Origin of the sequence: Flavobacterium yafengii (assembly GCF_030010375.1) — a bacterium.
GTDB classification, from domain to species: Bacteria; Bacteroidota; Bacteroidia; order Flavobacteriales; family Flavobacteriaceae; genus Flavobacterium; species Flavobacterium yafengii.
The window spans coordinates 114,709-140,180 of the sequence record NZ_JASCRY010000004.1; the positions used below are offsets into that span (position 1 = coordinate 114,709).

Consider the following 25,472-nt stretch of genomic DNA (forward strand, 5'->3'; position numbering starts at 1 on the left):
CCCTATTTACCCTCAAAATAGCCTGAATTTCATTTGAAATAATTGCTGTTATGGAACCAAATTTTACACCACAACCAATGAAAAAAATTATTCTTTTTGCAGGATTATTCATTTTTTCCCTTTTTACTTCTGCGCAAAATGCAGCACTAAAATCTAAGATTGCTCAAAAGGCAGCTTCTTTAGAATCCAAAGTTATTACGTGGCGTAGAGACTTTCACCAAAACCCGGAATTAGGAAACAGAGAATTCAAAACTGCCGAAAAAATAGCAGCACACCTGCGTTCTCTTGGAATTGAGGTACAAACCGGAGTAGGAAAAACTGGAGTTGTTGGCATTCTAAGAGGAGGAAAACCAGGCCCGGTTGTCGCCCTAAGAGCAGATATTGATGCATTACCTGTAAAAGAACGAGTAGACATTCCTTTTGCTTCCAAAGCAGAAGGCGAATACAATGGCAACATAGTTCCTATCATGCACGCTTGTGGGCACGATACGCATATTGCAATTTTAATGGGAACTGCCGAAATTCTAGCATCTGTAAAAGACGACTTAAAAGGAACCGTTAAATTCATTTTTCAACCTGCCGAAGAAGGACCGCCTGAAGGTGAAGAAGGAGGAGCAGAATTGATGATAAAAGAAGGTGTCCTTAATAATCCCAAAGTAGATGTTATTTTTGGATTACATATTAATGCCCAGACAGAAGTTGGCACAATAAAGTACCGTCCAAAAGGTACAATGGCAGCATCAGATTGGTTTAAAATAAAAATAATGGGCAAACAAACACATGGTGCTTATCCATGGCTTGGTATTGACCCAATTGTTACCGCTTCTCAGATTGTAATGGGATTGCAAACCATTGTTAGCCGAAATGTAAATATAACAGAATCCGCTGCAGTTGTAAGTGTTGGACAAATAAATGCAGGGGTACGAAGCAATGTCATTCCGGAGGAACTTACAATGAATGGAACCATTCGTTCTCTGGACAGCAAAGTCCAGCAGATGGTTCATTCCAGAATAAAACAGATTGCAACGGCAATAGCCGAAAGTGCCGGAGCCACTGCCGATGTGACTATAACCAACAAAACTGCTATTACCTATAACGACCCATCATTGACCGAAAAAATGATCCCAACATTAGAAGCTGTTGCAGGAAAAGAGAATGTGCTACTGACTCCTGCTGTTACAGGTGCCGAAGATTTTTCGTTTTATCAGGAAAAAATACCGGGTCTTTATTTCTTTTTGGGAGGCGCTCCTAAAGGCAAACCAATATCAGAAACTGCTCCACATCATACTCCTGATTTTTATATTGATGAAAGCGGTTTTGTGTTAGGAATGAAAGCAATGTCAGACCTAACTATAGATTATATGGAAATGAATACTAAAAAAAATAAGTAACTATATAAAAACTAATCCACTAACGAGGTATTGCCAATTGATAATCAATTCCACAATAACAAAAGTACAAAAAACGTCTCACTACAATGAGGCGTTTTTTTTAGCTATCTACATGAAAAATCTAATGTAATAAATTGATTTACTGCGCTGTAATTCATATATTTATATTGATTTTCAACAACTTAAATACTGCGCCATGTATAACGGACATCATTTTGGTGGAATGCATTTTTTCTGGTGGATTTTTTGGATTGTCCTCCTGATTTGGGTATTTGCAACTCCTTATAACTTTCTTGGTCAGCGAACAAAAAAGGAGACTTCATTGGATATTCTGAAAAAAAGATTTGCTAAAGGAGAAATTACAAAAGAAGAATTTGAAGAAAAAAAGAAATTTCTGGAAGAAAATTAAAGAAAAAAAACAAACTTCTTTATGCCTTGTTAAGCGCATCCGTTGTTGCAAGTATCATTCTTTTTTTATTCTAAAATAACATTTTATAAAAGATGAAAGCACTTAGAACATATTTAGAAAAACGAAAAAGTGCCATAAACCTTATTTTAGAAAAATCTCCAAAGTCCTTTACTCCAGAAACCTTCCATAGCCTTCGAGTAGAAATCAAGAAAATGAATGCTTTATTTGATTTATTAAACTATTGCTCTAAAAAATTTAAACGTAAAAAAAACTACTCCCCTTTTAAACTTATTTTTAAACAGGCTGGAAGAATCAGAGAACTTCAAATAGAACAATCCTTACTTGCTGAACAGCCTAATTCTCATTTGCTGCAAGCATACTACAGTCATTTAAAAAAACTCGAAACCAAAAAACTGAAACGTTTCTTCGCAATTGTGAATAAAAGCTTCATTCGAAAATTAAAAAAAAGGTATAACAAAATTATTCCTTTGGTTACTAAAGCTAGTGGAAAAAGGGTTGATCAGTATATAGATAAAAAGAGACGAGCAATTACAAAATTAATGTGCAAAACCAAGTTTAAAAAAATGCAAATGCACACTTTTCGCAAACGCTTAAAAACATATCTATACAACGAAAAAATCCTGATTTGTGAATCCCAAAACCAAACCTTGCAGAACAAAAATATTTTATCTGATTTGCTTGGAGAATGGCATGATTATGAAGTTGTCATCGATCATTTAAAAAAAGGCATTAAGTCCAATAAGACAATTCCAAGCGAAACGAAACAACTTCAAGTAACGAAAGCAATATTAACTTCAAAAAGAGAATTGTTATTCAATAAAATAAATGCAACTTTACCCTATCAGACTCTTTTGTAAATATTTGAGACAAATAAAAACCAAAAATCATACTAAATAACTGTAGGAATATGGTGTTCCTTCTAAAACATTATGAACATTATGAAACAAACCATTACACTATTATTCTTATTTACTCTAATCGGTTGTGGCAGTAATTCCACTTATAAATCCGAAACTAAAAGCAAAGATTGGGCGATGCTGAACTTTGTAAAAGTAGACAGCCTTAACCCTATTTTAGAACCTCAATTAAATCAAGTTTTTCAATCTCCAATAAGCAACAAGCAAGTACATTGGGAAGAACGAAATGTCCTTAATCCATCTGCTATTGTCAAAGACGGAAAAGTATATCTCATCTATAGAGCACAGGACAAAGACATGACGTCAAGATTGGGACTGGCCATCAGCGAAGACGGACTGCACTTTAAAAAACAACCGGCTCCAATATTCTACCCAGACAACGACACGATGAAACAATACGAATGGAAAGGTGGTGTTGAGGACCCAAGAATCATAGAAAGTGAGAATGGAACTTACATCATGACCTATACTTCCTATGATGGTAAAACAGCCCGCCTTTGTTTAGCCAGCTCAAAAGATTTAAAAACGTGGACAAAACACGGTTTGGTTTTAAATGAGGAAAAACACAAAGATTTGTGGTCAAAATCCGGAGCTATCGTTTGTAAATTAGACGGAGATAAAATCAAAGCTACAAAAATCAAAGGCAAATATTGGATGTATTTTGGGGATACTGATTTGTATCTAGCAACCTCTGAAGATCTTATCCATTGGAAAGTAGCCGAAAACGAAGAAAGCAAAAAAATGATTACCGTTTTACATCCTCGAATGGGTTATTTTGATAGTCGTTTAGTTGAACCCGGTCCTTTTGCTTTACTCCAAAAAGAAGGTATTGTACTAATTTACAACGGAAGCAATGCAGCCAATTATAATGATTCGAGTTTACCTAAATTCACATACGCAGCAAGTCAAGCATTATTTGACAAAGAAAAGCCCTATAAATTAATAGACCGAATGGAAGATTATTTCATTCATCCGGACAAACCTTATGAAAAAACAGGCGAGGTAAACGAAGTTTGCTTTGTAGAAGGATTGGTTTATTTTAAAAAACAATGGTTTTTATATTATGGAACTGCCGATTCAAAAATTGCTGTAGCAGTTAAAAAATAAAGATAAAATAAGCATTTGCTATTCGACCAAAACCAAGTAGAAAATCTCCAATTTAATATAATTTTTATGAGACAAAACAGATTCAAATTTCATTTCATTTTCAATCTAATTCTTGCTTTAGCTTTTTTCAATACTGCGACGGCACAAGAAAAAAAAGTAGCGCCAACACCAACAGAATTATATAAGGAAATAGAACAAATGGACGAGATTATGTTCGAAGCGTTCAACAAGAAAGAATTTGAAAAATTCAAATCTTTATTTACTGAAGATTTAGAATGGTTTCAAGACAATGGTGGATTGCTTTCGTATGAAACCGTTTTCACCAATTTTTCGAATATGTTTAACAATGAAAATAAACTAACCCGAAAACTGGTCAAAGGAACTCTGGAAGTCCATCCTATCAAAGACTATGGAGCAATTGAAATTGGGGTACATGAATTTCGACATATGGAAAACGGAAAAGAAGAAATTGGAACCTTTAAATTTCTTATGATTTGGCAGAAAAAAGACAATCAATGGAAAATATCAAGAGTAATCAGTTATGATCATTAAATCTAAATCACAAATTTTGTCTTACTTTTTACTGTAACAAAAAGGTGATTTCATTCTTTTATTTTCTTTCTTTGCAATCCAAAAAAAAGTAGAAAGTATATCTTTTCATTAAAAAACAACAACCCTAAATCGCATTAAATTAAAAATACATGAACAATAACTGCAGTCTGGTTTTCAATTTAAAAAAGGCAATTATAGTATCCTTTTTATTGGTTTTTTCAATAGGATTTTCACAAAACCAAAGATGCACTATTTACCTGAAAGGCAATACCTCAATAACTGGACTAGGTAAAATTAAAACCGACGGAAATATCAAGTTTAAATTAAATAGCGACAGTGAAAGTACAATTTATGAAGCTGGATTGATTGACAGAATCGAGATGAATGAAAAAGGAAGCAATGAAACATACAAATACAAAAAATTAAAAAACAACTTTGAGCAATGGTTAAAAGTAATCATTGAAGGAAGAGTAAATTTATATAAAAGTGATGTGTCAGGAATTTATTTTGCTCCAGGCGCAATGAATACTGCGGGAGGTTTTGGTGGTATGTCCTATGGTGGCGGTGGAAATGTAACCAGTTATTACATCAATCATGAAGGAGAAAGTGAAGTTTTCAAAATAACTTCATTTGGCAATATTAGCAAAAATTTCAAAAATGCAGCTTCTGATTTCTTTAAAGATTGCCCTGTACTCGTTGAAAAAATACAAAACAAAACCTATACAAAAAATGATATTGAGGAAGTAGTTGAATTTTACAATATGCAATGCGATCAAACCAAAGCAATTCCTACTGCATCTGGAACAAAGTAAAAAAATCACACCTGCTTTAATTAATATACAAAATCCGTTTCTAAAATTTAGAAACGGATTTTTTTATATTGTTAACCTCCTCAAATAAACATAAAATACTAACCATCAATTGTTTAAACATAAATAAAGACTATTTATTTCATATTTTATCTGTATTTTTTGTAAATTAGTGTTCCCCAAAACCATTTATCGCGTTTCGACAGTCCAAATGAATTGCTAAGCAAAAGTTTGCACCGTCCAGAAGAATTGACATTTCCTTTTTAATAGAGCTGTACTATACAATAACCTGAAAATAAATCAAGAATGGTGCTTTGGCAGAAGTCAATATCCATCAAGAATGAAACTGAAATGTTTTTTTTTAATGGACACGAATATAGTGTCCCATTGTGTTTAATCAATAAAAATGAAATAAAATGAAAGCAATTAAAATGATTTCCATGTCGTTGCTCATTGGATTATTCCTAATAATGAGCTCAAATGTGTACGCACAAGATCCTATGAAAGCGGGTCAGAAAGTGTATAAAAAAATCCTCCTTGAAAATGATAAAGTGAGAGTCATGTCGGCAGAATTCGCGCCAGGTGCAACAATGCCATGGCATAGCCATCCGCATCACACCGTGTATGCTTTGACCGGTGGTAAAATTCAAATCACAGAAAAAGGTAAGCCAGCAACTAATGCAGATATCAAAGCAGGAGACGTATTGTATTTTCCTCCCGTAACCCACATGGCAAAAAACACAGGAACTACAACATTCAAGATTGTTGTGACAGAAATAAAACCTGCCAAGAAAAAATAATCCAATCCTATTAAAACACTAAAAAGCAGCCCTTATGAGGCTGCTTTCTTTAAAAATAATACTTCTATCGCTTAAAAAATTATTTCCTAATACTCTCTTTTATCATTAACGCACATTTCTCACCATCAATAGCGGCAGATATAATTCCGCCGGCATAACCGGCTCCTTCTCCACAAGGGTACAACCCTTTTATTTGAAGATGTTCATAGGTCAGTGGATCTCTTGGAATACGCACCGGCGAAGACGTTCTGGATTCTGGTGCATGAAGTATCGCTTCGTTTGTCAAATAACCACGCATGGATTTTCCAAATTCAGTGAATCCTTCTCGTAATATTTGCGTTAAAAATCCAGGAAAAACCTGTCCCATTTCTACTGAAGTCGTTCCGGGAACATAAGACGTTTTAGGAATATCTGAGGAAACTCTGTTTTGAGTAAAATCAATCATACGCTGTGCGGGAACTTTTTGGCTTTCACCAGCCAAATGCCAGGCGCGTTGCTCGATACTTTTTTGGAATTCCATTCCGGCCAAAGCACCATATTTAGCAAAAGGCTTAAAATCTTCCAGTTGCAATTCAATTACAATTCCTGAATTGGCGGTAGCCTGATCCCTTTTGGATGGCGACCAACCATTTGTAACCACTTCGCCGGGACTTGTCGCACAAGGTGCAATCACACCGCCAGGACACATACAAAAGGAATACATTCCCCTTCCTCCTACTTGCTTCACGACAGAATACGGAGCGGGAGGTAAGAATTCCCCACGATAATCACAACTGTACTGAATACTGTCTATCAAAGATTGAGGATGCTCTGCCCGTACGCCCAAGGCAAAAGGTTTAGCCTCGATAAAAATCTTTTTTCTATCCAATAATTCGAAAATATCACGGGCAGAATGTCCTGTGGCCAAAATGAGTTTATTGGCAAGAATCGTATCTCCTTTTTGAGTAACAATACCTTGGACTTCATTATTTTTTATTAAAATATCAGTCAGTCGAGTTTCAAACAAAACTTGTCCGCCACATTCGATAATTTTCTCCCGAATGTCCTGAATGATTTGAGGCAATTTATTGGTTCCAATATGCGGATGCGCTTCAATCAGAATATCAGCTGAAGCTCCAAAAGCAACAAATAATTCCAAAACGCGTGTTACATCACCTCTTTTTTTAGAACGTGTGTACAACTTCCCGTCTGAATAGGTTCCTGCTCCGCCTTCGCCAAAACAATAATTAGAATCTTCATTTACAAGATGATCTACATTGATGGCTTTCAAATCTCTTCTTCTGCCTCTAACGTCTTTTCCACGCTCGATAACTACGGGCTTCAAACCCAATTCTATCAACTGCAAGGCTGCAAAAAGTCCGGCAGGTCCAGCGCCAACAACAATTACTTCTTGAGCTGTAGCTACATTCCCATACTCTGGAAGTTGTATTTTTTGCTCTTGAAAAGGTTCTCCTTTTAAATAGATTACAACCTTAAGATTTATTTTTATAGCTTTTTGACGGGCATCAATGGATCTTTTTAAAATAGAAACATGCTGAATTTCATTTACGGAAACGGTAATTTGTTTCGATAAATGATTTTTCAGCAACAAATCATTTGCTGCAATTTCTGGAGAGACTTGTAATAAGAGTTCTTGAGGCATTTTTTTAGATTATTCGATTTTTAGATTATTTGACTTTTAAAAAATGTCTAAAATAATCAAGGTACAAAAGTAGTATTTTGTACTGACTTCTTGTTATTGAAAGAAGAATCCATTTTCAAATTTTCAAATTGGCTCATTTTCAAATTAGACTTTGTAACTTTGGCACTTTAAATCTAAGAACCTTTGTTCCTCATAAAAAATGTCAAGAAAAATAAAACTAATATGGGATTTCCGTGGACCAGCTTCCGCAAAAACAGCGGAACACCATGAAATTCATCTAAAAGAATACATCACTATTGAAAAACTACCGTTGAATATCACTGGATTCGAGATTCAAGGCGAAATGCAAGCCATTGCTTTTATGGTAGTAACGGATGAAAACATGATTCAGGTTCGAGATGCTTTGAAACCGCATCGTGGAGAGCTGTATGTCGAAAGTTAAAAGTCTTAAAGTCGAAAGCTTGAACACAAACATTAGAACTTTAAGACTTTCGACTTTCCAACTTCATGACTAATTAGCAACCTCGCTGATGAATTTAATTCGCATCAAGCGCAATTCATCAATATCATAATCGCCATCAAATTCTTTGAGTGCATTTTCTATATTATCGGATTCGGATTCCATAAAATAATCGTGAATTTCTTCCTGCTGATCATCGTCAAGCATATCATCAATCCAATATTTTATATTCAGTTTAGTTCCGGAATACACAATTTGCTCCATTTCTTTAATCAAAGCATCCATATTGATGCCTTTGGCAGAAGCAATATCAGCGAGGGATAATTTCCTGTCGATATTTTGGATAATATAAAGTTTATTTACAGAGTTTACTCCTGTTGATTTCACCACTAAATCCTCAGGACGGATGATATCGTTATCTTGTACATATCGGCTGATTAATTCTAAGAATTCCTTTCCGTATTTTTTAGCTTTTCCTTCCCCAACACCATGAATATTAATCAATTCTTCCTGAGAAACAGGATATTTCAAAGCCATATCTTCTAATGATGGATCTTGAAAAACCACAAATGGAGGAACACCTAATTTCTTAGCGACTTTTTTACGCAAATCACGCAGCATACCCATCAATAATTCATCGGCAGTTCCGGTAGATTTGGAAGCGGTTACAATAGCTTCATCTTCAGATTCGTTGTATTCATGATCTTCGGACATCATAAAGGATTCTCGGTTTTTAATAAAATCCAATCCCTTTTCGGTGATTTTTACAATACCATAGGTTTCAATATCTTTCGATAAAAACCCTGCAACAAGAACTTGTCGCAATAAGGCCATCCAGTATTTTTCATCATGATCTGAACCACATCCGAAAAAAGACTGCGTATCTGTTCTATGTGCTTTGATAACCGCATTGACACGGCCTATCAAGGTAAAAACAACTTCTTTTGATTTGTATAAATGCTTCGTATCGCGAACTACTTCCAATAGTTGCACCACTTGATCTATGGCTTCAACTTTTGTTTTTGGATTTCGAATATTGTCATCCATATCAGCGCCATCACCATTAACATCATCAAATTCTTCTCCGAAGTAATGAAGCAGAAATCTCCTTCTTGACATAGACGTTTCGGCGTAAGCCACAACTTCCTGCAACAAAGCAAATCCAATTTCCTGTTCCGCAACGGGTTTCCCCGACATAAATTTTTCTAATTTCTCGACATCTTTATAGGAGTAGTACGCCAAACAGTGTCCTTCACCACCATCACGACCGGCACGACCCGTTTCCTGATAGTAACTTTCTAATGATTTTGGAATATCATGATGAATCACAAAACGCACATCCGGCTTGTCAATTCCCATTCCAAAAGCGATGGTTGCCACCACCACGTCTACATCTTCCATCAGGAACATATCTTGGTGTTTGGCACGGGTTTTAGCATCTAATCCCGCATGATACGGAACGGCACTTATTCCGTTTACCTGCAAAACTTCGGCAATAGCTTCCACTTTTTTGCGGCTTAAGCAATAAATAATTCCTGATTTTCCTTTATGCTGTTTGATGAAACGGATAATATCCGATTCTATGTTTTTAGTTTTAGTACGTACTTCGTAATATAGATTAGGTCTGTTAAATGATGCTTTAAAAGTAGTTGCATCAGACATATCTAAGTTTTTCAGGATATCTTCCTGAACTTTTGGTGTAGCGGTTGCGGTAAGCCCAATAATAGGAACATCGCCCAGTTGCTTGATAATGTGTTTCAAATTCCTATATTCCGGTCTAAAATCATGTCCCCACTCCGAAATACAATGTGCTTCATCGATAGCCACAAAAGATATGGTGACATTTTTCAGAAAGCTCACATACTCTTCCTTAGTCAAAGATTCAGGTGCTACATACAGCAACTTGGTCAATCCTGAAGTAATATCTTTTTTTACCTGGGTAATTTCAGTTTTAGTAAGAGAGGAGTTTAAAACATGGGCAACACCATTTTCAGAAGACAAACTTCTGATGGCATCCACTTGATTTTTCATTAAAGCAATAAGGGGCGAAACTACGATAGCAGTTCCCTCTTGAACCAAAGCGGGTAATTGATAACAAAGTGATTTTCCTCCTCCTGTGGGCATTATCACAAATGTATTCTCTTGGTTTAGAATACTTTTTATGACTTGTTCCTGCAACCCCTTAAATTGGCTGAAGCCAAAATATTTCTTTAATTCTTTGTGGATGTCAATTTCGTTTGAATTCATTCTTTATTATGTGGTATTTTGTATAAATTTGCAACACCTAAAGGTACAAATTTCTTTTACACATACAAATTTTAATTATTCTGTTTTGATATCTAAAGAAAATATATTGGCTAGCGCCAAAAAAACTATTTTATCGGAAAGCCAATCTATTGCCAAACTAACTGATTTTCTTGATGAAAACTTCATTGAAGCGACACAAAATATCTATAATTCCAAAGGAAGACTAGTGGTTACCGGAATAGGAAAAAGTGCTATTATTGCCCAAAAAATGGTAGCAACTTTTAATTCTACCGGAACACCATCGCTGTTTCTTCATGCCTCAGAGGCTATTCATGGAGATTTAGGAATGATACAAAATGAAGATAGTATCATTTGCATTTCAAAAAGTGGCAACAGTCCTGAGATAAAAGTTTTAGTACCGCTCTTGAAACGTTTTGGTAATCCTTTGATTGCGATAACCGGAAATACAACTTCTTTTCTTGCTAAAGGTTCTGATTTTGTTTTGAACACCACCGTAGATGCTGAAGCTTGTCCTAATAACCTTGCTCCAACAAACAGTACAACCGCACAATTAGTTATGGGTGATGCGATTGCCATTTGTCTTATGGAAATGCGCGGTTTCAAACCGGAAGACTTTGCCGTTTACCATCCTGGAGGCGCATTGGGCAAGAAATTATTGTTGCGAGTAAAAGACATGTTGGAACACACCTTGAAACCTATGGTATCTCCTGATGCATCGATAAAAAAGGTCATTTTCGAAATTTCTGAAAAACGTCTTGGCGTAACTGCAGTTGTCGATCAAGATAAAGTTATCGGTATTATTACCGACGGTGATATTCGAAGAATGTTAAACGACCGAGATTCTTTTGCTAATTTGACTGCCAAAGATATTATGACAAAAAACCCAAAATTAATTTCATCTACTGCTATGGTTGTAGATGCCTTGAACATCCTGGAAGACTTCTCCATCACACAATTAGTTGTTGTTGATAATGGAGAGTACAAAGGAGTATTACATTTACACGATATTTTAAAAGAAGGAATAGTATAATGGCAAAAAAAAACTTAAACGAAATGTCGTTTTTAGATCATCTTGAAGAATTAAGATGGTTATTGGTTCGAAGCACAGTTGCAATATTAATTTTGGCTACAGTCACTTTTTTTATCAGTGATTATATTTTTGATGTCATCATTTTTGGTCCCACAAATGCTAATTTTGTAACCTACCGCTTTTTTTGCGATCTGTCAAATCAATTGGGCTTTGCTGAAAGTATTTGCGTAACCGAAATGCCTTTCATCATCCAAAACACAAACATGGAAGGACAAATCAACGTTTTGATTTGGACGTGTATAACAGCCGGATTTATTCTTGGTTTTCCATTCATTCTATGGGAAGTTTGGAAATTCATCAGTCCAGCTTTATACGATACGGAGAAAAAACACGCGAGACTTTTTATCGTTTCATCCTCATTGCTTTTCTTTCTGGGCGTATTGTTTGGCTACTTTGTAATTGTACCCATGTCCGTAAACTTTTTTGCCACTTTTACTATTAGTGAAGTAGTGAAGAACCAGTTTAGTATTGATTCGTACATTGGGTTAGTAAAAACAAGTGTTATTGCTTGTGGATTGTTTTTTGAATTGCCTATAATCATTTATTTTCTGACGAAGTTAGGACTGGTAACGCCTGTTTTCTTAAGGAAATACTGGAAATATGCCGTAATCATTATTCTTATAGTTGCAGCAATTGTAACACCTCCGGATGTGGTAAGTCAAATAATTGTAACCATTCCGATGTTGTTAATTTATGAAGCAAGCATCTTAATTTCAAAAATAGTAGTTAAAAATAAAAAAAAATTAAATGGCTGATATAATAGAAGAATTCAACGAGTACCGTTCTAAAATGAACGAAAAATTATTGGCAGACAATAATAAAATTGTAAAACGAATTTTTAATTTAGACACCAATGCCTATGCTGCAGGAGCATTAGATGTGAAAACCAAAGAACTTCTCGGATTGGTAGCTTCGGCCGTTTTACGTTGTGATGATTGTGTAAAATATCATTTGGAAACCAGCTTTAAAGAAGGTGTAACCAAAGAGGAAATGATGGAAGCAATGGGAATTGCAACGCTTGTTGGCGGAACTATTGTAGTACCACATTTAAGAAGAGCATACGAATTCTGGGAAGCACTGGAAGAAACCGTTGTGAAATAATTGTTAAGAAGCAAAATCGTTTAATTGTTTATTCGTTTATTTGAACGATTAAACAGTTAAACAATCCAACGATTAAACTAAAAAAAATGAAATTAAGAGCCGAAAATCTAATCAAAACCTACAAAGGGCGAAGTGTTGTAAAAGGCATTTCGGTAGAAGTAAATCAAGGCGAAATCGTAGGGCTTTTGGGGCCTAACGGTGCCGGAAAAACAACTTCTTTTTATATGATTGTGGGATTGGTTAAACCAAATTCAGGCAATATATTTCTGGACGATTTGAACATTACCGATTATCCTATGTACAAAAGAGCACAGCAGGGAATTGGTTATTTAGCACAGGAAGCATCCGTTTTTAGAAAATTAAGCATTGAAGATAACATATTAAGTGTACTGCAATTAACAAAACTTACCAAAGCCGAACAAGAGGCCAAAATGGAAAGTTTAATCGAAGAATTCAGCTTAGAACACATTCGTACCAACCGTGGCGATTTACTTTCCGGTGGAGAACGTCGTCGTACCGAAATTGCACGTTGTTTGGCCACCGATCCAAAATTCATTTTATTGGATGAGCCATTTGCCGGTGTAGATCCTGTTGCCGTTGAAGACATTCAGAGAATTGTCGCACAGTTAAAAAATAAAAACATCGGTATTCTTATTACCGATCACAACGTACAGGAAACCTTGGCTATTACGGATAAAACCTATCTTATGTTTGAAGGTGGAATTCTAAAAGCGGGAATGCCGGAAGAATTAGTAGAAGATGAGATGGTTCGTCGCGTCTATCTTGGACAAAATTTCGAATTGAGAAAGAAAAAATTGGAGTTTTAGAAAAGTGAAATCCATTCGCAAAACGAATGGATTTTTTATATAAATCAAGATAACTGATCACTACTCCACTGTAATATACCGCAACTGCTGTAAATCTCCATTGTATATATTTATGTCTACATTACCTTTAATGCCAGGAACTGATGCCTTTTCGGTGAATTGCCAAAACAACCAATCTTCGGCTATTTCTTCCCTGTAGAAATTATAATTGGCAATCCAAAAAAGATAATCGCTGAATTCTTCTTTCAAAAAATCATCATAATACCGCTCGCCGGTGTAGATAATAGGTTTCACACCATAATGGGATTCTACAGCATTCAACCACCTTTTCAATCCTAATTTAAGATTTTCAATCGATTGGTTTTTAGGCAGTTTTTCAATGTCTAAAACGGGTGGTAAATCTCCTTTTTGAAGCCTTACTGTTTTTATAAAAAGTTCGGCTTGCTCCAATGAATTTTCATTAGGACGATAGTAATGATAGGCCCCACGAATCATTTTATTTTCTTTGGCGCCAAGCCAATTCCTATTAAACTGACGGTCTTTCCTGTCTTTTCCAACTGTAGCGCGAATAAACACAAAATACAGCGGATATTTATTTTCTAAAGTATCTACATAAGTCCATCGGATTTTGCCTTGATATTCCGAAACATCCAGACCAATGCTTTTACCCTCGTGTTTTTCTAAAACCTGATAATTTCGAACATCAGAAATGCGCTTGGCTTCGGTTTCTTCTCTTAGGATTTTATCCGATTTAAAACTAAAATAATACGCTAAGCCATCTCTATAATGATACCCAACTGCAGCCATCAGTATCACTAAAAGAGTAACAATCGAATAGCGTAAAACCTTTCCGGAGAAAACAGTAGCTTTCTTTTTGGGCTTACGAACTACCGTAGTTTTTCTTCTGACCGTTTTTCTTCTCATCCAAAAAAAATTACTTTTTTAGCACTTTATTATTGATCACTGAAAGCAAAACATAAAAAAGAATCACTAAAGGAATTCCTAAATATTGAAGAAAAATCAATAACAAAAGAGAACAAATCAAAAACACAATTTGAAGCGTGTTATCTTTAAAATTGAACTTTTTTATTTTTAAGGAGAACAATGGAATTTCAGCGTTTAAGATGTACGCGCTTACTGCTGTTATTGCCAATAAAACCCATTGATTAGTCAATATTTCAATAACAAATAAAGAATCCGTGTATTTTAAAACCAAAGGCAAACTTAAAATAAACAGGGCGTTGGCAGGCGTTGGCAAACCAATAAAAGAATCTGTTTGACGGGTATCAATATTAAAATTTGCCAATCGGTAACAAGATCCTAAGGCAATCAAAAATCCTAAATAAGGAAAAAGTTGTAAATGACCAACCGCCGCAGTTGATGAATGGTCGATCATCATTTGAGACATCACTAAACCCGGCACAACTCCGCTGGTAACCATATCTGCCAAAGAATCCAACTGCAATCCAAGCGGACTCGATACGTTGAACAATCGGGCAAAAAAACCATCAAAAAAGTCCAAGAATATACCTAAACAAACAAAATAAAATGCCATTTCGAAATCTTGGTTAAAAGCAAAAACCAAAGCGATACAACCGCAAAAAAGATTTAGTAAAGTAATGATATTCGGGATATGCTTTTTAATAGTCATAGTTATAAAATTTAGTGAACCACAGTTGGCAAATTTAGCATAATAAGTCAAGGAGAAGTACGTTTTTTAATAGAGTTTTTTCAACAGTGATTTCTTGTTTGGATATATTTACCCAAAGGAAGAAATAAGCTCAGTAAAAAATTATATTTTTGATAAAAATTAAACAGACTTTTCGTTTGTAAAAATGACCCCATTGAAAAAAAGCTTCCTATTAGCAGCGGTTTTGGTTAGTACGCTAAATTACAGTCAAGCCGTCAGAAAATACTCGAATGAGTTTATGAATATCGGCGTGGATGCTGCTGCATTAGGTATGGCAAATACTGTTGTGGCTGCAACGAGTGATGTTAATTCTGGCTATTGGAATCCTGCAGGACTCATGCATCTGGAAGACCATCAGGTGTCAATAATGCATGCTAATTATTTTGCTAATATTGCCCAATACGATTACTTGGCCTATGCAAGTCCTATAGATGACCGGAGCGCTTGGGGAATTTCATTAATTCGTTTTGGTGTCGATGACATTCTAAATACTACAGAGCTAATCGACAGCCAAGGTAATATTGACTACAACAGAATCAGTCTTTTCTCGACGGCAGATTATGGTTTTACTTTTTCTTATGCTCGAAAACTTCCTGTACCCGGGTTTCAATATGGCGTAAACGCAAAAGTTATCCGACGAATCATTGGTAAATTTGCCAATTCCTGGGGTTTTGGTTTTGATGTTGGTTTACAATTCGAAAAGAACAACTGGAAATTTGGATTAATGCTTCGGGACATAACTACCACGTATAACGTATGGAATATTGATGAAGACGAATATCAGAAAATTGCCAATTCCATACCCGGAGAAAATCAGGAATTACCGGAAAGTACTGAAATAACGGCTCCAAAAGCACAATTAGGAATCGCTAAAAAGTTCATCATTCGATACGATTACAGTATTTTGGCTGCTGCCAATATGAATATGCGATTTGCCAAAACGAATGATCTTATCTCGACCGATTTTGTCAGCATCGATCCGGCGATGGGTCTTGAATTTGGTTATACCGATTTAGTCTTTGTACGGGCTGGCGTGGGTAATTTTCAAAATGTACAACAACTGGACAACTCCGAAAAAGTGGGCTTCCAGCCTAATATCGGTTTGGGTTTCAAATACAAAGGCATCCAGATTGATTATGCACTGACTGATTTGGGCGACCAAAGTACAGCTTTATATTCCAATATTTTTTCGGTTAAAGTAGATTTGGGAATGTTTAGAAATTAATTTAAAAATAACAATACCACAACAAATGAATATAGCTTCTTTAAAAAAAATAGTTCTTTTTGCATTACTATTTTCATTCCTGCATAGCTTTAGCCAAAGCATCGAATTATCAAAAGATACACAAGTCAGCGTACTAACTTGCGGAACGGGTAACGAATCCTATTCTCTTTTTGGACACACTGCAATTCGAGTACGAGATACAGTTAACGCAATTGATGTGGTATACAATTATGGTGCTTTTGATTTTAACACCCCTAATTTTGTCATGAAATTCATAAAAGGAGACTTGCAATATTTTGCCGTAGCACACTCCTATCCTGATTTCATTAATCAATATCAATATGAAAAAAGATCCGTTTATGAGCAGGAATTAAACATTCCATCCTCTTTGAAACAAAAACTGTTCGACAATCTGAACACTTCATTAGCCTCAGGCGATAGTCATTACACATACAAGTTTATTGATAAAAACTGTACATCGATGGTTGTTGACATCATCAATAAAACATTAGACACTACTGCAATTGTAAAAAACACGGATACCGACATTACCTACAGAACAATCCTTTATCCTTATTTTGACAATCACTTTTACGAAAAATTAGGGACGAGCATCATCTTTGGTAAAAAAGTAGATGGTTTAGGGACACAACTATTTTTACCATTTGAACTGCAAAAAAGTCTGAAGAATGTTTCTTTTCAGAACCACCCGCTAGCGCAGGAAAACAAAACAATACTAGAATTCGAGAATAAAGTTCCTGGCTCTTGGTGGAATAATAGGTACACCTATATCCTTTTCCTTGGGTTTATTGTGCTTATAAATAAGAAAAGTATCGATTTATTTTACCTCATCCTGATAGCCGTTATAGGCATATTCTTTACGTTTGTCGGGTTTTATTCGTCACATCTGGAATTAGGATACAACTATAATATTTTACTGTTTAATCCAACTTTAGCAGGGTTGATTTATTTTTATTGGACAAAAAACAAAAAAGGAATCTACAATCTGGCGCTATTCAATATCCTGACGTTAGTAATCTATTTCTTTGTAGTAATCAACAAAGTCCATTTTTTACTGGTACTGCCATTAATAATTACTAACGGAATTGTTTTAGTAAGACTGGCAATACAGAATAAAAAACGCATCCCAATTATCATTTAATTTTTTTTAAATAATAATAATAATAATAATAATAATACTATTGCCCTCTATAAAACAAAACGGTGGTAATTGTTTTAAAAGCAATATTTAAATCCAGAAAAATACTTCTGTGTTTGATATAATACAAGTCATATTGAAGTTTTATCAAACTGTCATCAATAGTGGCTCCATAAGCGTAGTTCACTTGCGCCCATCCCGTAAGACCGGGTTTTATAATATGTCTTGTTTCATAGAAAGGCATAACTTCGGCAATTTCCTTTACAAAAAAAGGACGTTCAGGACGAGGACCAATAACAGCCATATCACCTTTTAAAATATTAATAAATTGCGGAAATTCATCAATCCTGGTTTTTCTTAAAAATTTACCGAATACAGTCACTCGAGAATCATTTGTAGTGGTAAAAACAGCTCCGTTAGATTCGGCATTACTGACCATAGTCCTGAATTTTAAAATTTCAAATACTACACCATCTTTACCAACACGCTCTTGGCTATAAAACAACTTTCCTCTGTTTCCTATTGCATTTCCTATCAGTATCAATGGAAATAGCACCAGACCAATGGACAATCCAAGCACCGAAGCGCTAATTTCAAAAATCCGGGCTCCAATCAAATACAACTTATTGTGATTGCTTCTGCTAAAAGGAAAAAATCGATAAAAATCTCTGGACATATAATGCACCGGAATACGTTGCGTTTTACTTTCATACACCTGTGTGTACTCTCGAATTATTGCTCCGGACTCCAGCAAATGAAGTAATTGCTGATACAACTCAGCTGTAATTCCATCTGTTTTTTGGGAAGCAATTACAATTTCGGATATAGAGTTTTGCTTAACAAAAGTAAACAAGGCATCCTGCTTTATATTTTTAACATAGGGATATTCGACTATTTCATCTTCGGCAGCATCTGCATTTACAAATGCAATTATTTTATAATGGGGATCGATATGCTCTAATCCGGAGATCAACTCCTCTACTTGCTCATTATCACAGATTAAAAGGGCATTTTGCAAAAATCGATTAGAGGCTAAAAACGCGACATAAAACATTCTCCATAAAAACAAAGCCAGGAAGACAATTAGATAAAACAATAAAATCTGAATCCTTTTCGAAGGAAGTACAGGAGAATAAAACGGAGTTAACAGGTACACTAAAACAGTCATTGAAACGGTAAGAATGGAACTTTTTAGCACCTGAAATTGATTGCTGGCAACCTGAAGATTATACATTTCGAAAATAGTTCCGAAAAAATTGATATAAACGCCTAGAATAATCATCCAATATACATTATTAGTTGACATAATAAAATAGTCAAAATCAAATATATTTCCTACAAAAAATAAAGAACCAAAAACAAAAAACACATCAAAAACACGAAGAATCATCTTTCGTTCTGATATTTCAAAATGCATTTTGTCAACTGAAAACATGTGTGGTATTTATGTTTAGGAGTGCAATTTAATACTTTTACTTCGAAGTAAATTTAAGAAATGTTAGTTTTTTTTAACAAAAATTTAATAAATAACAATTTAATACAACACTATTTCAAATAAGACTCCTAAACAAAGTGCATTGTGTATTTTTTGAAATACTAAAACAGATTAAAAAAAACAAGAAATTTACTTCATTAACAACTAACAAATCAAACCTCCTTCTTTTTTTTGGGTGCCCCCAATTGAATATTCAACAAAGACAAAGAGTACACAAAGGCTGGTGCCGCAGTACGCATGGCAGCATGATTAATGGTTAAAAACCAAAAAGCTACAAAACACAATAAAAACATATTGAACTTGTTTTCCAAATACAAAACCAAGGGTGTAAAAAACAGAATTAGCAAAGCCAATATTCCTAAAAATCCATGTTCCGCAAGCATTCTGGTAATCTCATCGTGGGATAAAACTTTGATTCCAGTTTCATCTTCTCTAATTTCAGCTCCTTTACCAACACCTACTCCAAAAATCGGATTCTTCAGGAAGGTATTAATCTCATCTTTAGCCACGTCCTCTCTCCCTGTAAATTGACTTTCTTTGACTCTCCCTGCAGCATCTTGATTGGCATATCTTTTATCAATAAGACCTCTCGTCTGAAACGAAGTATAAGTCCATGTGGCAAAAATAGCCAATACCAACAATACTATAATATAATTCAATTTCACCCTCCCGCCAAAATTGGATTTAAAATATAAAAAAACCAACAATAAGACAATCATCAAAAACCCGGTAATCATTCCGCCTCTAGAAAAAGTAAGCATCCCGCGATACGTAATATTCAAAGCAATAATAAGATTAATAGCAATTTGAAATTTTGTTCTAGAATCCAATATGACTCTGGAGAAAAAAATAAACATGCCCAATCCTAAAACTGTAGCCACTTGATTAGGGCCATAACCTCCCGATGTTGCAAAATTAGATTGTGTACTCGTAACAACATCACGTACATTTGGCGTATACAAGGTTAAATATACCATACAACTTAGAATAGGCAACCCCATACTGAACAAGATTTGATTCATTTCTGTTAATGAAATCTTACGCCTGAAAGTATACAAAGAGGCCAACCCCAAACAAACCGGCCCCGAAATATTGAAAGCGATCGCTTTTCGAATATCAGTATCAAAATTCAATGCAAAAGTCGAAATAACGACACTGGGCACCAATAAAAGTAAAAAAATCCAATAGGGGACGGCTCCTTTAGAAAAACCGCTGTAATACATTCCTAACAGAATAAAGACCATGACACCATACTTCGAAATCTCATACAAAGGATTTCCTCCGGTCATCCGCAAAAAAACTTCACTCCCTACCACATAAGCAGCAACTACAAGAGCTTCGTTATTTCTATTTTGAGTTTTAATAATGTAATAAACACCAAAAATAAAAATAGAATACCCAAAAATTTTAGTAGTGAATGGCAAAAAGAATCCCAATGCACCAATGACAACATGGAGAAGAATTAAATAGAGATAAAATTGATCCTCTTTTTTCATTTGTGACTATTTTGCAACCAATTTAAATACTGTTTAATAACGACTTCTTCTGAATTAGCACCCTGTATTTTCCTATAAAGAGCAATGCCAAACTCCGTCTGTAGCATATCGTTTTCTATTAACAAAACTAATGCTTCATAAAACATTTTTTTTTGTTTAGAGGGAACAAGAAAACCATTTTTACCGTTTTGAACCAAAGAAGCTATTTCACCCACATGGGTCACTACAACAGGTTTTTTATTCCAGCCATATTCTAACAGTGCCACAGGTAAACCTTCCGATTGGGAAGTTAAAACGGCAATTGTCGATTGATGCAATATATTTTTCACATCTTCTTTGCTGCCGTAAAGAAACACATTTTTTTCTAAATGATATGTTACAATCAAATCCTTAATTTGTTGGGAATATCCATCCTGAAAATCTTTTCCAACCAAATGAAAAGTCCAATCAGGATGTGATTTTTGTAGTTTTCTAGCTATTTCTAATAATAAAAAATGATCTTTTTGTACTCTCAAATTAGCTAAACACACAATACGTTTCCCATCGATTCCATGCAAAACAGTTTGCTCTAAAACCATAGTGCCTTCAGATGGAAAATTAGGAAGATAAAGCACTTTTTTAAATCCCAATTGTTGTTCTGCCCATAGTTTTAGTTTTTGATTGACGACAATAATACCACTAAAAAAAGGAAGGGTCATTTGCAAAGCACGAATAGGTCTGTTTGATAAAAATTCACTGTCACCATAATGATCATGCCAGATTAAGCGAAGGGAAGGGCATATTAATTTCAAAAGGAAAACCAGAAAAAAAGAAGTGCTGTGCGCATGAACAACAGTAACTTTATGCTGTACTACATAACTTCGCAATCGAAAGACAGCTTTAAAATCCAATGAGTGCTTCTTGTTTAAAAACAAATAAGAAACTTCATCCTTCAATTGCCCTTTCAAACTACCCTCTTTTCGAGTAGCTACCAGTCCTGAAAAAGAAATCTTAGCAGTCAAAGCATTAGCATAGCTTACAGCCATACGTTCTGCTCCACCCGCCTCAAGAGAATCTATAATTTGAATGATCCGCATTTTTTACTTTTATTTTCTTCTTAATTTGTTATTCTTTAAACCAGTAATCTTACATTTTGCTTCCTGCACCTCTCATCTTACATCTAAAAACAACAACTTCTCTATTCCTTCCTCAAAAACATCCAAAGTATACAGTCTGGACCAATCAGAAGCTTTTGTTCGCATACTCTCAAAACCAGCTTCACTCCTGATAACAGTCAATATTTGGGCAACATCCTCCTCCAAATTCAATGTCAACAAAACCCCGCGTTGTCCATAATCCAACATAAATGGAACACAAGAAACAGCAGTAGCTACTGGAATACATCCCCAAAACATCCCTTCAGCCACCACTTTGGGCCAACCTTCACTTGCAGAAGGCAGAACTACAAAATGACTATTTTGATACGCTGTTTTAACCGTTTCGAGAGGCTGATTTCCTTTCAAATGAACATACGATTCCAATTGATTGTTTTTAATATAAGTCTCCAAGACTAATTTCTCACTCCCTTCGCCGTACAAATGCAAACTAACGGCAACTCCTCGTTGACACAAACGCTCTACTAGCTGAATGGCATACAAGGGATTTTTACCCAAAACCAAAGCTCCGGCAAACACAAAATGAATGGTATTAAAACTATCCAAACGCAACAAGGGAACTTTATCTGATTCAGTATACGTAGCTGTAAAAAAAGGTTTTATATTTTCAGAACTATCTTCCCATTCTCCATAGACCAAAACCTGCATCTTTCGGGTTAAAAAAGCAGTACTCAAAATCCATCGCTGCAATTGGTAGGTCCAAGGTTGTTTGGATTTTGAATCCCAATTTCCGGCATATTTGGCTGTTTTAGGAGTATTAGGAAACAAAATCTGAATAAAACATCCCAATAACCCCACATTACCTGGGCATCGTAAATGAATGTGATCAGCGTTTCGCATCGCTAAAAAAATACGCCAAGATATACTTGGTATTTTTAAAACAGAAAGAAATATATTTTTTAAATCCAATACATCAAAAGAATCAATCGGTATAAATTGAATGCGATCATGTTCATACGAATCATCTATCGACGAAATTAATTCCGAAACTTGAGGAGCTACAATAATTAATTCAGATACATACTTGGACCAGACATTCATTTCACGAACATAAGGAGCATAAGCGTAGTAACGGTCTTCTGTTACTATATGAGGAACATGGGTGATGATAGCAAATTTCATCTTACTTTTTTAGATTACACTTTTATATGTCCAGACTACAAATCCCTAGAAATACTATTGTTAATTAATAATAGATTTTCACCCCTATTAAAGTACGAAAAATCATATTTACTTATAGCATTAAAAAAACTCTTTGAACTTCCTTTAGTAATACCATCGTGCAATTCAATAATGATACATTTTGTTCTTGGCAACCAGTTTTCATAATTACTTTCAAAGAGTTCTTTTTCACCACCTTCGATATCAATTTTTAACAAATCAAGGTATTCTAAATTATGTTCAATCAAAATTTCATCAATTGTAATACTTCTAACAGTATCAACAATTTTATGGATAACATTTAAATCATGTATTTCAGTAACAAATCCCCAATTCCCAAATCCTTTATCTACTACATCAAAAATAAGGTTAGATTGATTTGACAAGGCCCTTTTATTCAATAAAATATTTTTATAATCTTTAGTATTTTTTTGTAACATTTGAAAGTTAGAATTTTCAGGTTCTATTGCAACAATTTTTACTTCAGGAAATTTATTTGTAAAGAAAACCGAAGCCAGTCCTATATTGGCCCCTGCATCTATAATAAATCTTGGAATAAACCCAAAATTAACATCATACTCTTTGAAAGTAAATATCTGATGAAAAGTTAACAAATCACTTGATCTAGGCCTTAGATATATTGGAAAACCTAATTTTAGTAAATGAATTTTATTAATCCCCAATGCCATTAGTAGGTTTATAAAAAAATACCTATATCCTAATTTGAATTGATTTATTACTTTATTAATCATAAATTATAATCTAAATTTTGCAGAAATTATATAAATTTCAATCAACATACTTAAAGTTTTATCCCCTTTCTTTACAATCCTTTTAAAAGGGTCATACTTTAATAAAATTCTATTTTACAACGGACAGTATTCTTTCTATATAGTTTTGGGGATGAATGTAGTGATTACTCCACTCTCTATTTGCATTACCAAACTCTAAATACTTCTTCTCTTTCAATAAATAATGAATTTTTTCAGGAAGTTCAAAATAGGCAGATCGAGTAGATAGTACTTGGTAATTTTTCCCTTCTTTAAAATTATCTAAAGAAATATTTAAAGGAGTCGTAATGACAGCTTTACCAAATAACAAATACTCTCCAATTTTCCATCCTGGAGTATCCTTTAAACCATCATCAGCAATTCCAATATCACAGTATCTCAAGGACTTAAAATATTCTTTTTTTGAGGTCATTTTTAAATCAAGCAAAAGATCCGAAGCCATTTTAGCGGACAACGTATCTGGAAACAGTCCAACTGAAGCATTTTTAAAATTCCTTTTTATAACCCTGCAGGCTTCTATACGAAACTCATTCTGCAAAATTCTTCGCTCCTTTTCATCTGAATCTTGATGATTATCTGGGTTCCACAATCTAGCATGAAAAAGCACTCTACCTCCATTATCCTGAATACCTTTAGGGAATCCCCTAATATCCATTGCATTATGTGATGAATTAGTTACTGAATTAAAATAATCTAAAGCCCTTATTATCTCAATTCGATTATCCATTTTAATCAATTCCTTAAAACTTAATTTAGTTAAAAAAACAAACGCTTTATAGGAATAATTTACTTGAAAATTTAAAGGATAAATATTATCTTTTTTATCTTCTTGTTTCAAAGATCTTTTAAAGTAATAAGTATATTTAGTTGGTAAATCAATAAAAAGATAATTATCTGAATAATCAAAGAAAATAGTTTGATTATCGTCATATATAAGGGCACCATTTGGTGAAATAGCAGGATCAAAATTAATTTTGAACTCAATCTTATTTATTTCACAATAATATAAATATGAAAAAATAAGCATATTACAATGTGGATTCCAATACCGTATTATTAATGTCATAAATAATTAAATTAAACTTCATAAAAGAAATATTTAAGATAGTACTAATACTTATTAAAATCAAATTTTAGATAAGATACATCTCATACTTAATTTTTAAATCATATTTTTTTTGCAATACAAAATGTACTGATTCCAAAAGGAAAACTAATATGCTTCAGCAGGCTGTTCTCTAATAACAACAACTTCAATAATATATAATTTACGGTTGTATTACCTACAATCTGCCCCTTTTCCTTTTTATTTTCAGACAAAAAAACACTTAATTTTCTAAAAATATAAACAGGTACAAATAAAGAAAAATTCCAATAACTTGATTTAGAAATAGTCAGGTTTTCATGGATCAGTTTGGCTTTTAATTCTTGATTGGTATACCTTCTGAAATGCATATTAACTACATCATGATGACTCCACAAAGATTGAAAAGCGGGAACAAAAACATACATTTCTCCTCCTGTTTTTAACAAGCTGTACCAATTTCGAATTGCCTTCCTGTCATCTTCCAAATGTTCAAGACAATCTGAAGCAACAATAATATCAAACTCATCTTCCAGTAGAATATTTTGGGCATCCATTACAAATGCGTTTTGAATCCCATTAGCTTTACAATTCGCTATGGCATTTTCACTGATGTCAATTCCAAAAAGATGTTCTGTTTTAAATCCCAAAAGTTCCAGATCTTTTAAAAAAATACCGGAAGAACACCCAATGTCTAATATCTTACTGTCTTTCGGTACGTTTCGCAATAAGTCTAGCAAGTATCTTCTTCTGGATTTAAACCACCAATTTTCTATTTCAACTTCATGATACTTTTTTTCGAAATCTATTTCCATTTCAAATA

Annotated in this window: 25 protein-coding genes; 14 read left to right on the forward strand and 11 right to left on the reverse strand. The window is 34.3% G+C overall.

Annotated elements, in window-relative coordinates:
- Positions 1 to 77 precede the first annotated feature (77 nt).
- From QLS97_RS13435 to QLS97_RS13465, 7 genes are all read left to right on the forward strand, one after another.
- Entirely contained in the window at positions 78 to 1,391 is a 1,314-nt protein-coding gene (locus QLS97_RS13435; RefSeq protein ID WP_282717663.1) for an amidohydrolase, read from the forward strand.
- Positions 1,392 to 1,587: 196 nt separating this feature from the next.
- Positions 1,588 to 1,800: an SHOCT domain-containing protein gene (locus QLS97_RS13440; RefSeq protein ID WP_282717368.1), complete on the forward strand. Its 213-nt coding sequence runs from the start codon at positions 1,588 to 1,590 to the stop codon at positions 1,798 to 1,800.
- A gap of 92 nt (positions 1,801 to 1,892) precedes the next feature.
- Positions 1,893 to 2,678 (forward strand): CHAD domain-containing protein, encoded by a 786-nt coding sequence (locus QLS97_RS13445; RefSeq protein WP_282717370.1) that lies wholly within the window; start codon positions 1,893 to 1,895, stop codon positions 2,676 to 2,678.
- Positions 2,679 to 2,759: 81 nt separating this feature from the next.
- The gene (locus tag QLS97_RS13450; RefSeq protein ID WP_282717371.1) at positions 2,760 to 3,845 is read left to right on the forward strand and encodes a glycoside hydrolase family 130 protein; all 1,086 of its coding nucleotides are present in this window, start codon (positions 2,760 to 2,762) and stop codon (positions 3,843 to 3,845) included.
- Positions 3,846 to 3,911: 66 nt separating this feature from the next.
- The gene (locus QLS97_RS13455; RefSeq protein ID WP_282717373.1) at positions 3,912 to 4,397 is read left to right on the forward strand and encodes a nuclear transport factor 2 family protein; all 486 of its coding nucleotides are present in this window, start codon (positions 3,912 to 3,914) and stop codon (positions 4,395 to 4,397) included.
- Between the two features lie 149 nt (positions 4,398 to 4,546).
- Positions 4,547 to 5,209, forward strand: a complete 663-nt coding sequence (locus QLS97_RS13460) for a hypothetical protein (protein WP_282717374.1) — start codon at positions 4,547 to 4,549, stop codon at positions 5,207 to 5,209.
- Between the two features lie 413 nt (positions 5,210 to 5,622).
- Positions 5,623 to 6,006, forward strand: coding sequence for a cupin domain-containing protein (locus QLS97_RS13465; RefSeq protein ID WP_282717376.1), 384 nt, complete (start codon positions 5,623 to 5,625; stop codon positions 6,004 to 6,006).
- 79 nt (positions 6,007 to 6,085) lie between these two features.
- Here QLS97_RS13465 and QLS97_RS13470 read toward each other — a convergent pair whose 3' ends face one another.
- Positions 6,086 to 7,648, reverse strand: a complete 1,563-nt coding sequence (locus QLS97_RS13470) for an NAD(P)/FAD-dependent oxidoreductase (RefSeq protein WP_282717378.1) — start codon at positions 7,646 to 7,648, stop codon at positions 6,086 to 6,088.
- 199 nt (positions 7,649 to 7,847) lie between these two features.
- On the opposite strand from QLS97_RS13470, the gene QLS97_RS13475 reads away from it, so the two are divergent.
- Positions 7,848 to 8,090 (forward strand): hypothetical protein, encoded by a 243-nt coding sequence (locus QLS97_RS13475; RefSeq protein ID WP_282717379.1) that lies wholly within the window; start codon positions 7,848 to 7,850, stop codon positions 8,088 to 8,090.
- Between the two features lie 69 nt (positions 8,091 to 8,159).
- Here the strand turns inward: QLS97_RS13475 and recQ are convergent, their stop codons facing one another.
- Entirely contained in the window at positions 8,160 to 10,355 is a 2,196-nt protein-coding gene (gene recQ / locus QLS97_RS13480) for a DNA helicase RecQ (RefSeq protein ID WP_282717380.1), read from the reverse strand.
- Between the two features lie 85 nt (positions 10,356 to 10,440).
- Here recQ and QLS97_RS13485 point away from each other — a divergent pair, with 85 nt between their 5' ends.
- The 4 genes from QLS97_RS13485 (at position 10,441) to lptB (ending at position 13,394) form a co-directional block, all read left to right on the forward strand.
- On the forward strand, positions 10,441 to 11,406 hold the full coding sequence (locus QLS97_RS13485; RefSeq protein WP_282717381.1) for a KpsF/GutQ family sugar-phosphate isomerase: 966 nt from the start codon (positions 10,441 to 10,443) through the stop codon (positions 11,404 to 11,406).
- Complete coding sequence (tatC, locus tag QLS97_RS13490) at positions 11,406 to 12,221, forward strand: twin-arginine translocase subunit TatC (RefSeq protein ID WP_282717383.1); 816 nt, start codon at positions 11,406 to 11,408, stop codon at positions 12,219 to 12,221. The genes QLS97_RS13485 and tatC overlap by 1 nt, the downstream gene beginning before the upstream one ends.
- Positions 12,214 to 12,567, forward strand: coding sequence for a carboxymuconolactone decarboxylase family protein (locus QLS97_RS13495; RefSeq protein ID WP_282717384.1), 354 nt, complete (start codon positions 12,214 to 12,216; stop codon positions 12,565 to 12,567). The genes tatC and QLS97_RS13495 overlap by 8 nt, the downstream gene beginning before the upstream one ends.
- An 86-nt stretch (positions 12,568 to 12,653) precedes the next feature.
- Positions 12,654 to 13,394: an LPS export ABC transporter ATP-binding protein gene (gene lptB / locus QLS97_RS13500; RefSeq protein WP_131915371.1), complete on the forward strand. Its 741-nt coding sequence runs from the start codon at positions 12,654 to 12,656 to the stop codon at positions 13,392 to 13,394.
- 60 nt (positions 13,395 to 13,454) lie between these two features.
- Here the strand turns inward: lptB and QLS97_RS13505 are convergent, their stop codons facing one another.
- Together QLS97_RS13505 and QLS97_RS13510 are read right to left on the reverse strand one after the other, a co-directional pair.
- The gene (locus tag QLS97_RS13505; protein ID WP_282717385.1) at positions 13,455 to 14,318 is read right to left on the reverse strand and encodes a glycoside hydrolase family 25 protein; all 864 of its coding nucleotides are present in this window, start codon (positions 14,316 to 14,318) and stop codon (positions 13,455 to 13,457) included.
- Positions 14,319 to 14,328: 10 nt separating this feature from the next.
- On the reverse strand, positions 14,329 to 15,045 hold the full coding sequence (locus QLS97_RS13510; protein ID WP_282717386.1) for a CDP-alcohol phosphatidyltransferase family protein: 717 nt from the start codon (positions 15,043 to 15,045) through the stop codon (positions 14,329 to 14,331).
- Between the two features lie 193 nt (positions 15,046 to 15,238).
- Here QLS97_RS13510 and QLS97_RS13515 point away from each other — a divergent pair, with 193 nt between their 5' ends.
- Both QLS97_RS13515 and QLS97_RS13520 read left to right on the forward strand, forming a co-directional pair.
- Complete coding sequence (locus tag QLS97_RS13515; protein ID WP_487046837.1) at positions 15,239 to 16,309, forward strand: putative type IX sorting system protein PorV2; 1,071 nt, start codon at positions 15,239 to 15,241, stop codon at positions 16,307 to 16,309.
- A gap of 25 nt (positions 16,310 to 16,334) precedes the next feature.
- On the forward strand, positions 16,335 to 17,471 hold the full coding sequence (locus tag QLS97_RS13520) for a lipoprotein N-acyltransferase Lnb domain-containing protein (RefSeq protein WP_282717387.1): 1,137 nt from the start codon (positions 16,335 to 16,337) through the stop codon (positions 17,469 to 17,471).
- A gap of 37 nt (positions 17,472 to 17,508) precedes the next feature.
- Here QLS97_RS13520 and QLS97_RS13525 read toward each other — a convergent pair whose 3' ends face one another.
- From QLS97_RS13525 to QLS97_RS13555, 7 genes are all read right to left on the reverse strand, one after another.
- Complete coding sequence (locus QLS97_RS13525; protein ID WP_282717388.1) at positions 17,509 to 18,903, reverse strand: exopolysaccharide biosynthesis polyprenyl glycosylphosphotransferase; 1,395 nt, start codon at positions 18,901 to 18,903, stop codon at positions 17,509 to 17,511.
- Between the two features lie 212 nt (positions 18,904 to 19,115).
- Positions 19,116 to 20,459, reverse strand: coding sequence for an O-antigen ligase family protein (locus tag QLS97_RS13530; RefSeq protein ID WP_282717389.1), 1,344 nt, complete (start codon positions 20,457 to 20,459; stop codon positions 19,116 to 19,118).
- Positions 20,456 to 21,535, reverse strand: a complete 1,080-nt coding sequence (locus QLS97_RS13535; protein ID WP_282717390.1) for a glycosyltransferase family 4 protein — start codon at positions 21,533 to 21,535, stop codon at positions 20,456 to 20,458. The genes QLS97_RS13530 and QLS97_RS13535 overlap by 4 nt, the downstream gene beginning before the upstream one ends.
- Positions 21,536 to 21,607: 72 nt before the next feature.
- On the reverse strand, positions 21,608 to 22,735 hold the full coding sequence (locus tag QLS97_RS13540) for a glycosyltransferase family 4 protein (RefSeq protein WP_282717391.1): 1,128 nt from the start codon (positions 22,733 to 22,735) through the stop codon (positions 21,608 to 21,610).
- Between the two features lie 35 nt (positions 22,736 to 22,770).
- Positions 22,771 to 23,526, reverse strand: a complete 756-nt coding sequence (locus tag QLS97_RS13545) for an FkbM family methyltransferase (RefSeq protein WP_282717392.1) — start codon at positions 23,524 to 23,526, stop codon at positions 22,771 to 22,773.
- 109 nt (positions 23,527 to 23,635) lie between these two features.
- Positions 23,636 to 24,631: a hypothetical protein gene (locus QLS97_RS13550; RefSeq protein WP_282717393.1), complete on the reverse strand. Its 996-nt coding sequence runs from the start codon at positions 24,629 to 24,631 to the stop codon at positions 23,636 to 23,638.
- A gap of 101 nt (positions 24,632 to 24,732) precedes the next feature.
- The gene (locus QLS97_RS13555) at positions 24,733 to 25,464 is read right to left on the reverse strand and encodes a class I SAM-dependent methyltransferase (protein WP_282717395.1); all 732 of its coding nucleotides are present in this window, start codon (positions 25,462 to 25,464) and stop codon (positions 24,733 to 24,735) included.
- Between the last annotated feature and the right edge of the window lie 8 nt (positions 25,465 to 25,472).

Coding starts and splice junctions, on each gene's coding strand:
- QLS97_RS13435 (WP_282717663.1), top strand. CDS start 78: ATGAAAAAAATTATTCTTTTTGCAGGATTATTCATTTTTTCCCTTTTT.
- QLS97_RS13440 (WP_282717368.1), top strand. CDS start 1,588: ATGTATAACGGACATCATTTTGGTGGAATGCATTTTTTCTGGTGGATT.
- QLS97_RS13445 (WP_282717370.1), top strand. CDS start 1,893: ATGAAAGCACTTAGAACATATTTAGAAAAACGAAAAAGTGCCATAAAC.
- QLS97_RS13450 (WP_282717371.1), top strand. CDS start 2,760: ATGAAACAAACCATTACACTATTATTCTTATTTACTCTAATCGGTTGT.
- QLS97_RS13455 (WP_282717373.1), top strand. CDS start 3,912: ATGAGACAAAACAGATTCAAATTTCATTTCATTTTCAATCTAATTCTT.
- QLS97_RS13460 (WP_282717374.1), top strand. CDS start 4,547: ATGAACAATAACTGCAGTCTGGTTTTCAATTTAAAAAAGGCAATTATA.
- QLS97_RS13465 (WP_282717376.1), top strand. CDS start 5,623: ATGAAAGCAATTAAAATGATTTCCATGTCGTTGCTCATTGGATTATTC.
- QLS97_RS13470 (WP_282717378.1), bottom strand. CDS start 7,648: ATGCCTCAAGAACTCTTATTACAAGTCTCTCCAGAAATTGCAGCAAAT.
- QLS97_RS13475 (WP_282717379.1), top strand. CDS start 7,848: ATGTCAAGAAAAATAAAACTAATATGGGATTTCCGTGGACCAGCTTCC.
- recQ (WP_282717380.1), bottom strand. CDS start 10,355: ATGAATTCAAACGAAATTGACATCCACAAAGAATTAAAGAAATATTTT.
- tatC (WP_282717383.1), top strand. CDS start 11,406: ATGGCAAAAAAAAACTTAAACGAAATGTCGTTTTTAGATCATCTTGAA.
- QLS97_RS13495 (WP_282717384.1), top strand. CDS start 12,214: ATGGCTGATATAATAGAAGAATTCAACGAGTACCGTTCTAAAATGAAC.
- lptB (WP_131915371.1), top strand. CDS start 12,654: ATGAAATTAAGAGCCGAAAATCTAATCAAAACCTACAAAGGGCGAAGT.
- QLS97_RS13505 (WP_282717385.1), bottom strand. CDS start 14,318: ATGAGAAGAAAAACGGTCAGAAGAAAAACTACGGTAGTTCGTAAGCCC.
- QLS97_RS13510 (WP_282717386.1), bottom strand. CDS start 15,045: ATGACTATTAAAAAGCATATCCCGAATATCATTACTTTACTAAATCTT.
- QLS97_RS13520 (WP_282717387.1), top strand. CDS start 16,335: ATGAATATAGCTTCTTTAAAAAAAATAGTTCTTTTTGCATTACTATTT.
- QLS97_RS13525 (WP_282717388.1), bottom strand. CDS start 18,903: ATGTTTTCAGTTGACAAAATGCATTTTGAAATATCAGAACGAAAGATG.
- QLS97_RS13530 (WP_282717389.1), bottom strand. CDS start 20,459: ATGAAAAAAGAGGATCAATTTTATCTCTATTTAATTCTTCTCCATGTT.
- QLS97_RS13535 (WP_282717390.1), bottom strand. CDS start 21,535: ATGCGGATCATTCAAATTATAGATTCTCTTGAGGCGGGTGGAGCAGAA.
- QLS97_RS13540 (WP_282717391.1), bottom strand. CDS start 22,735: ATGAAATTTGCTATCATCACCCATGTTCCTCATATAGTAACAGAAGAC.
- QLS97_RS13545 (WP_282717392.1), bottom strand. CDS start 23,526: ATGATTAATAAAGTAATAAATCAATTCAAATTAGGATATAGGTATTTT.
- QLS97_RS13550 (WP_282717393.1), bottom strand. CDS start 24,631: ATGACATTAATAATACGGTATTGGAATCCACATTGTAATATGCTTATT.
- QLS97_RS13555 (WP_282717395.1), bottom strand. CDS start 25,464: ATGGAAATAGATTTCGAAAAAAAGTATCATGAAGTTGAAATAGAAAAT.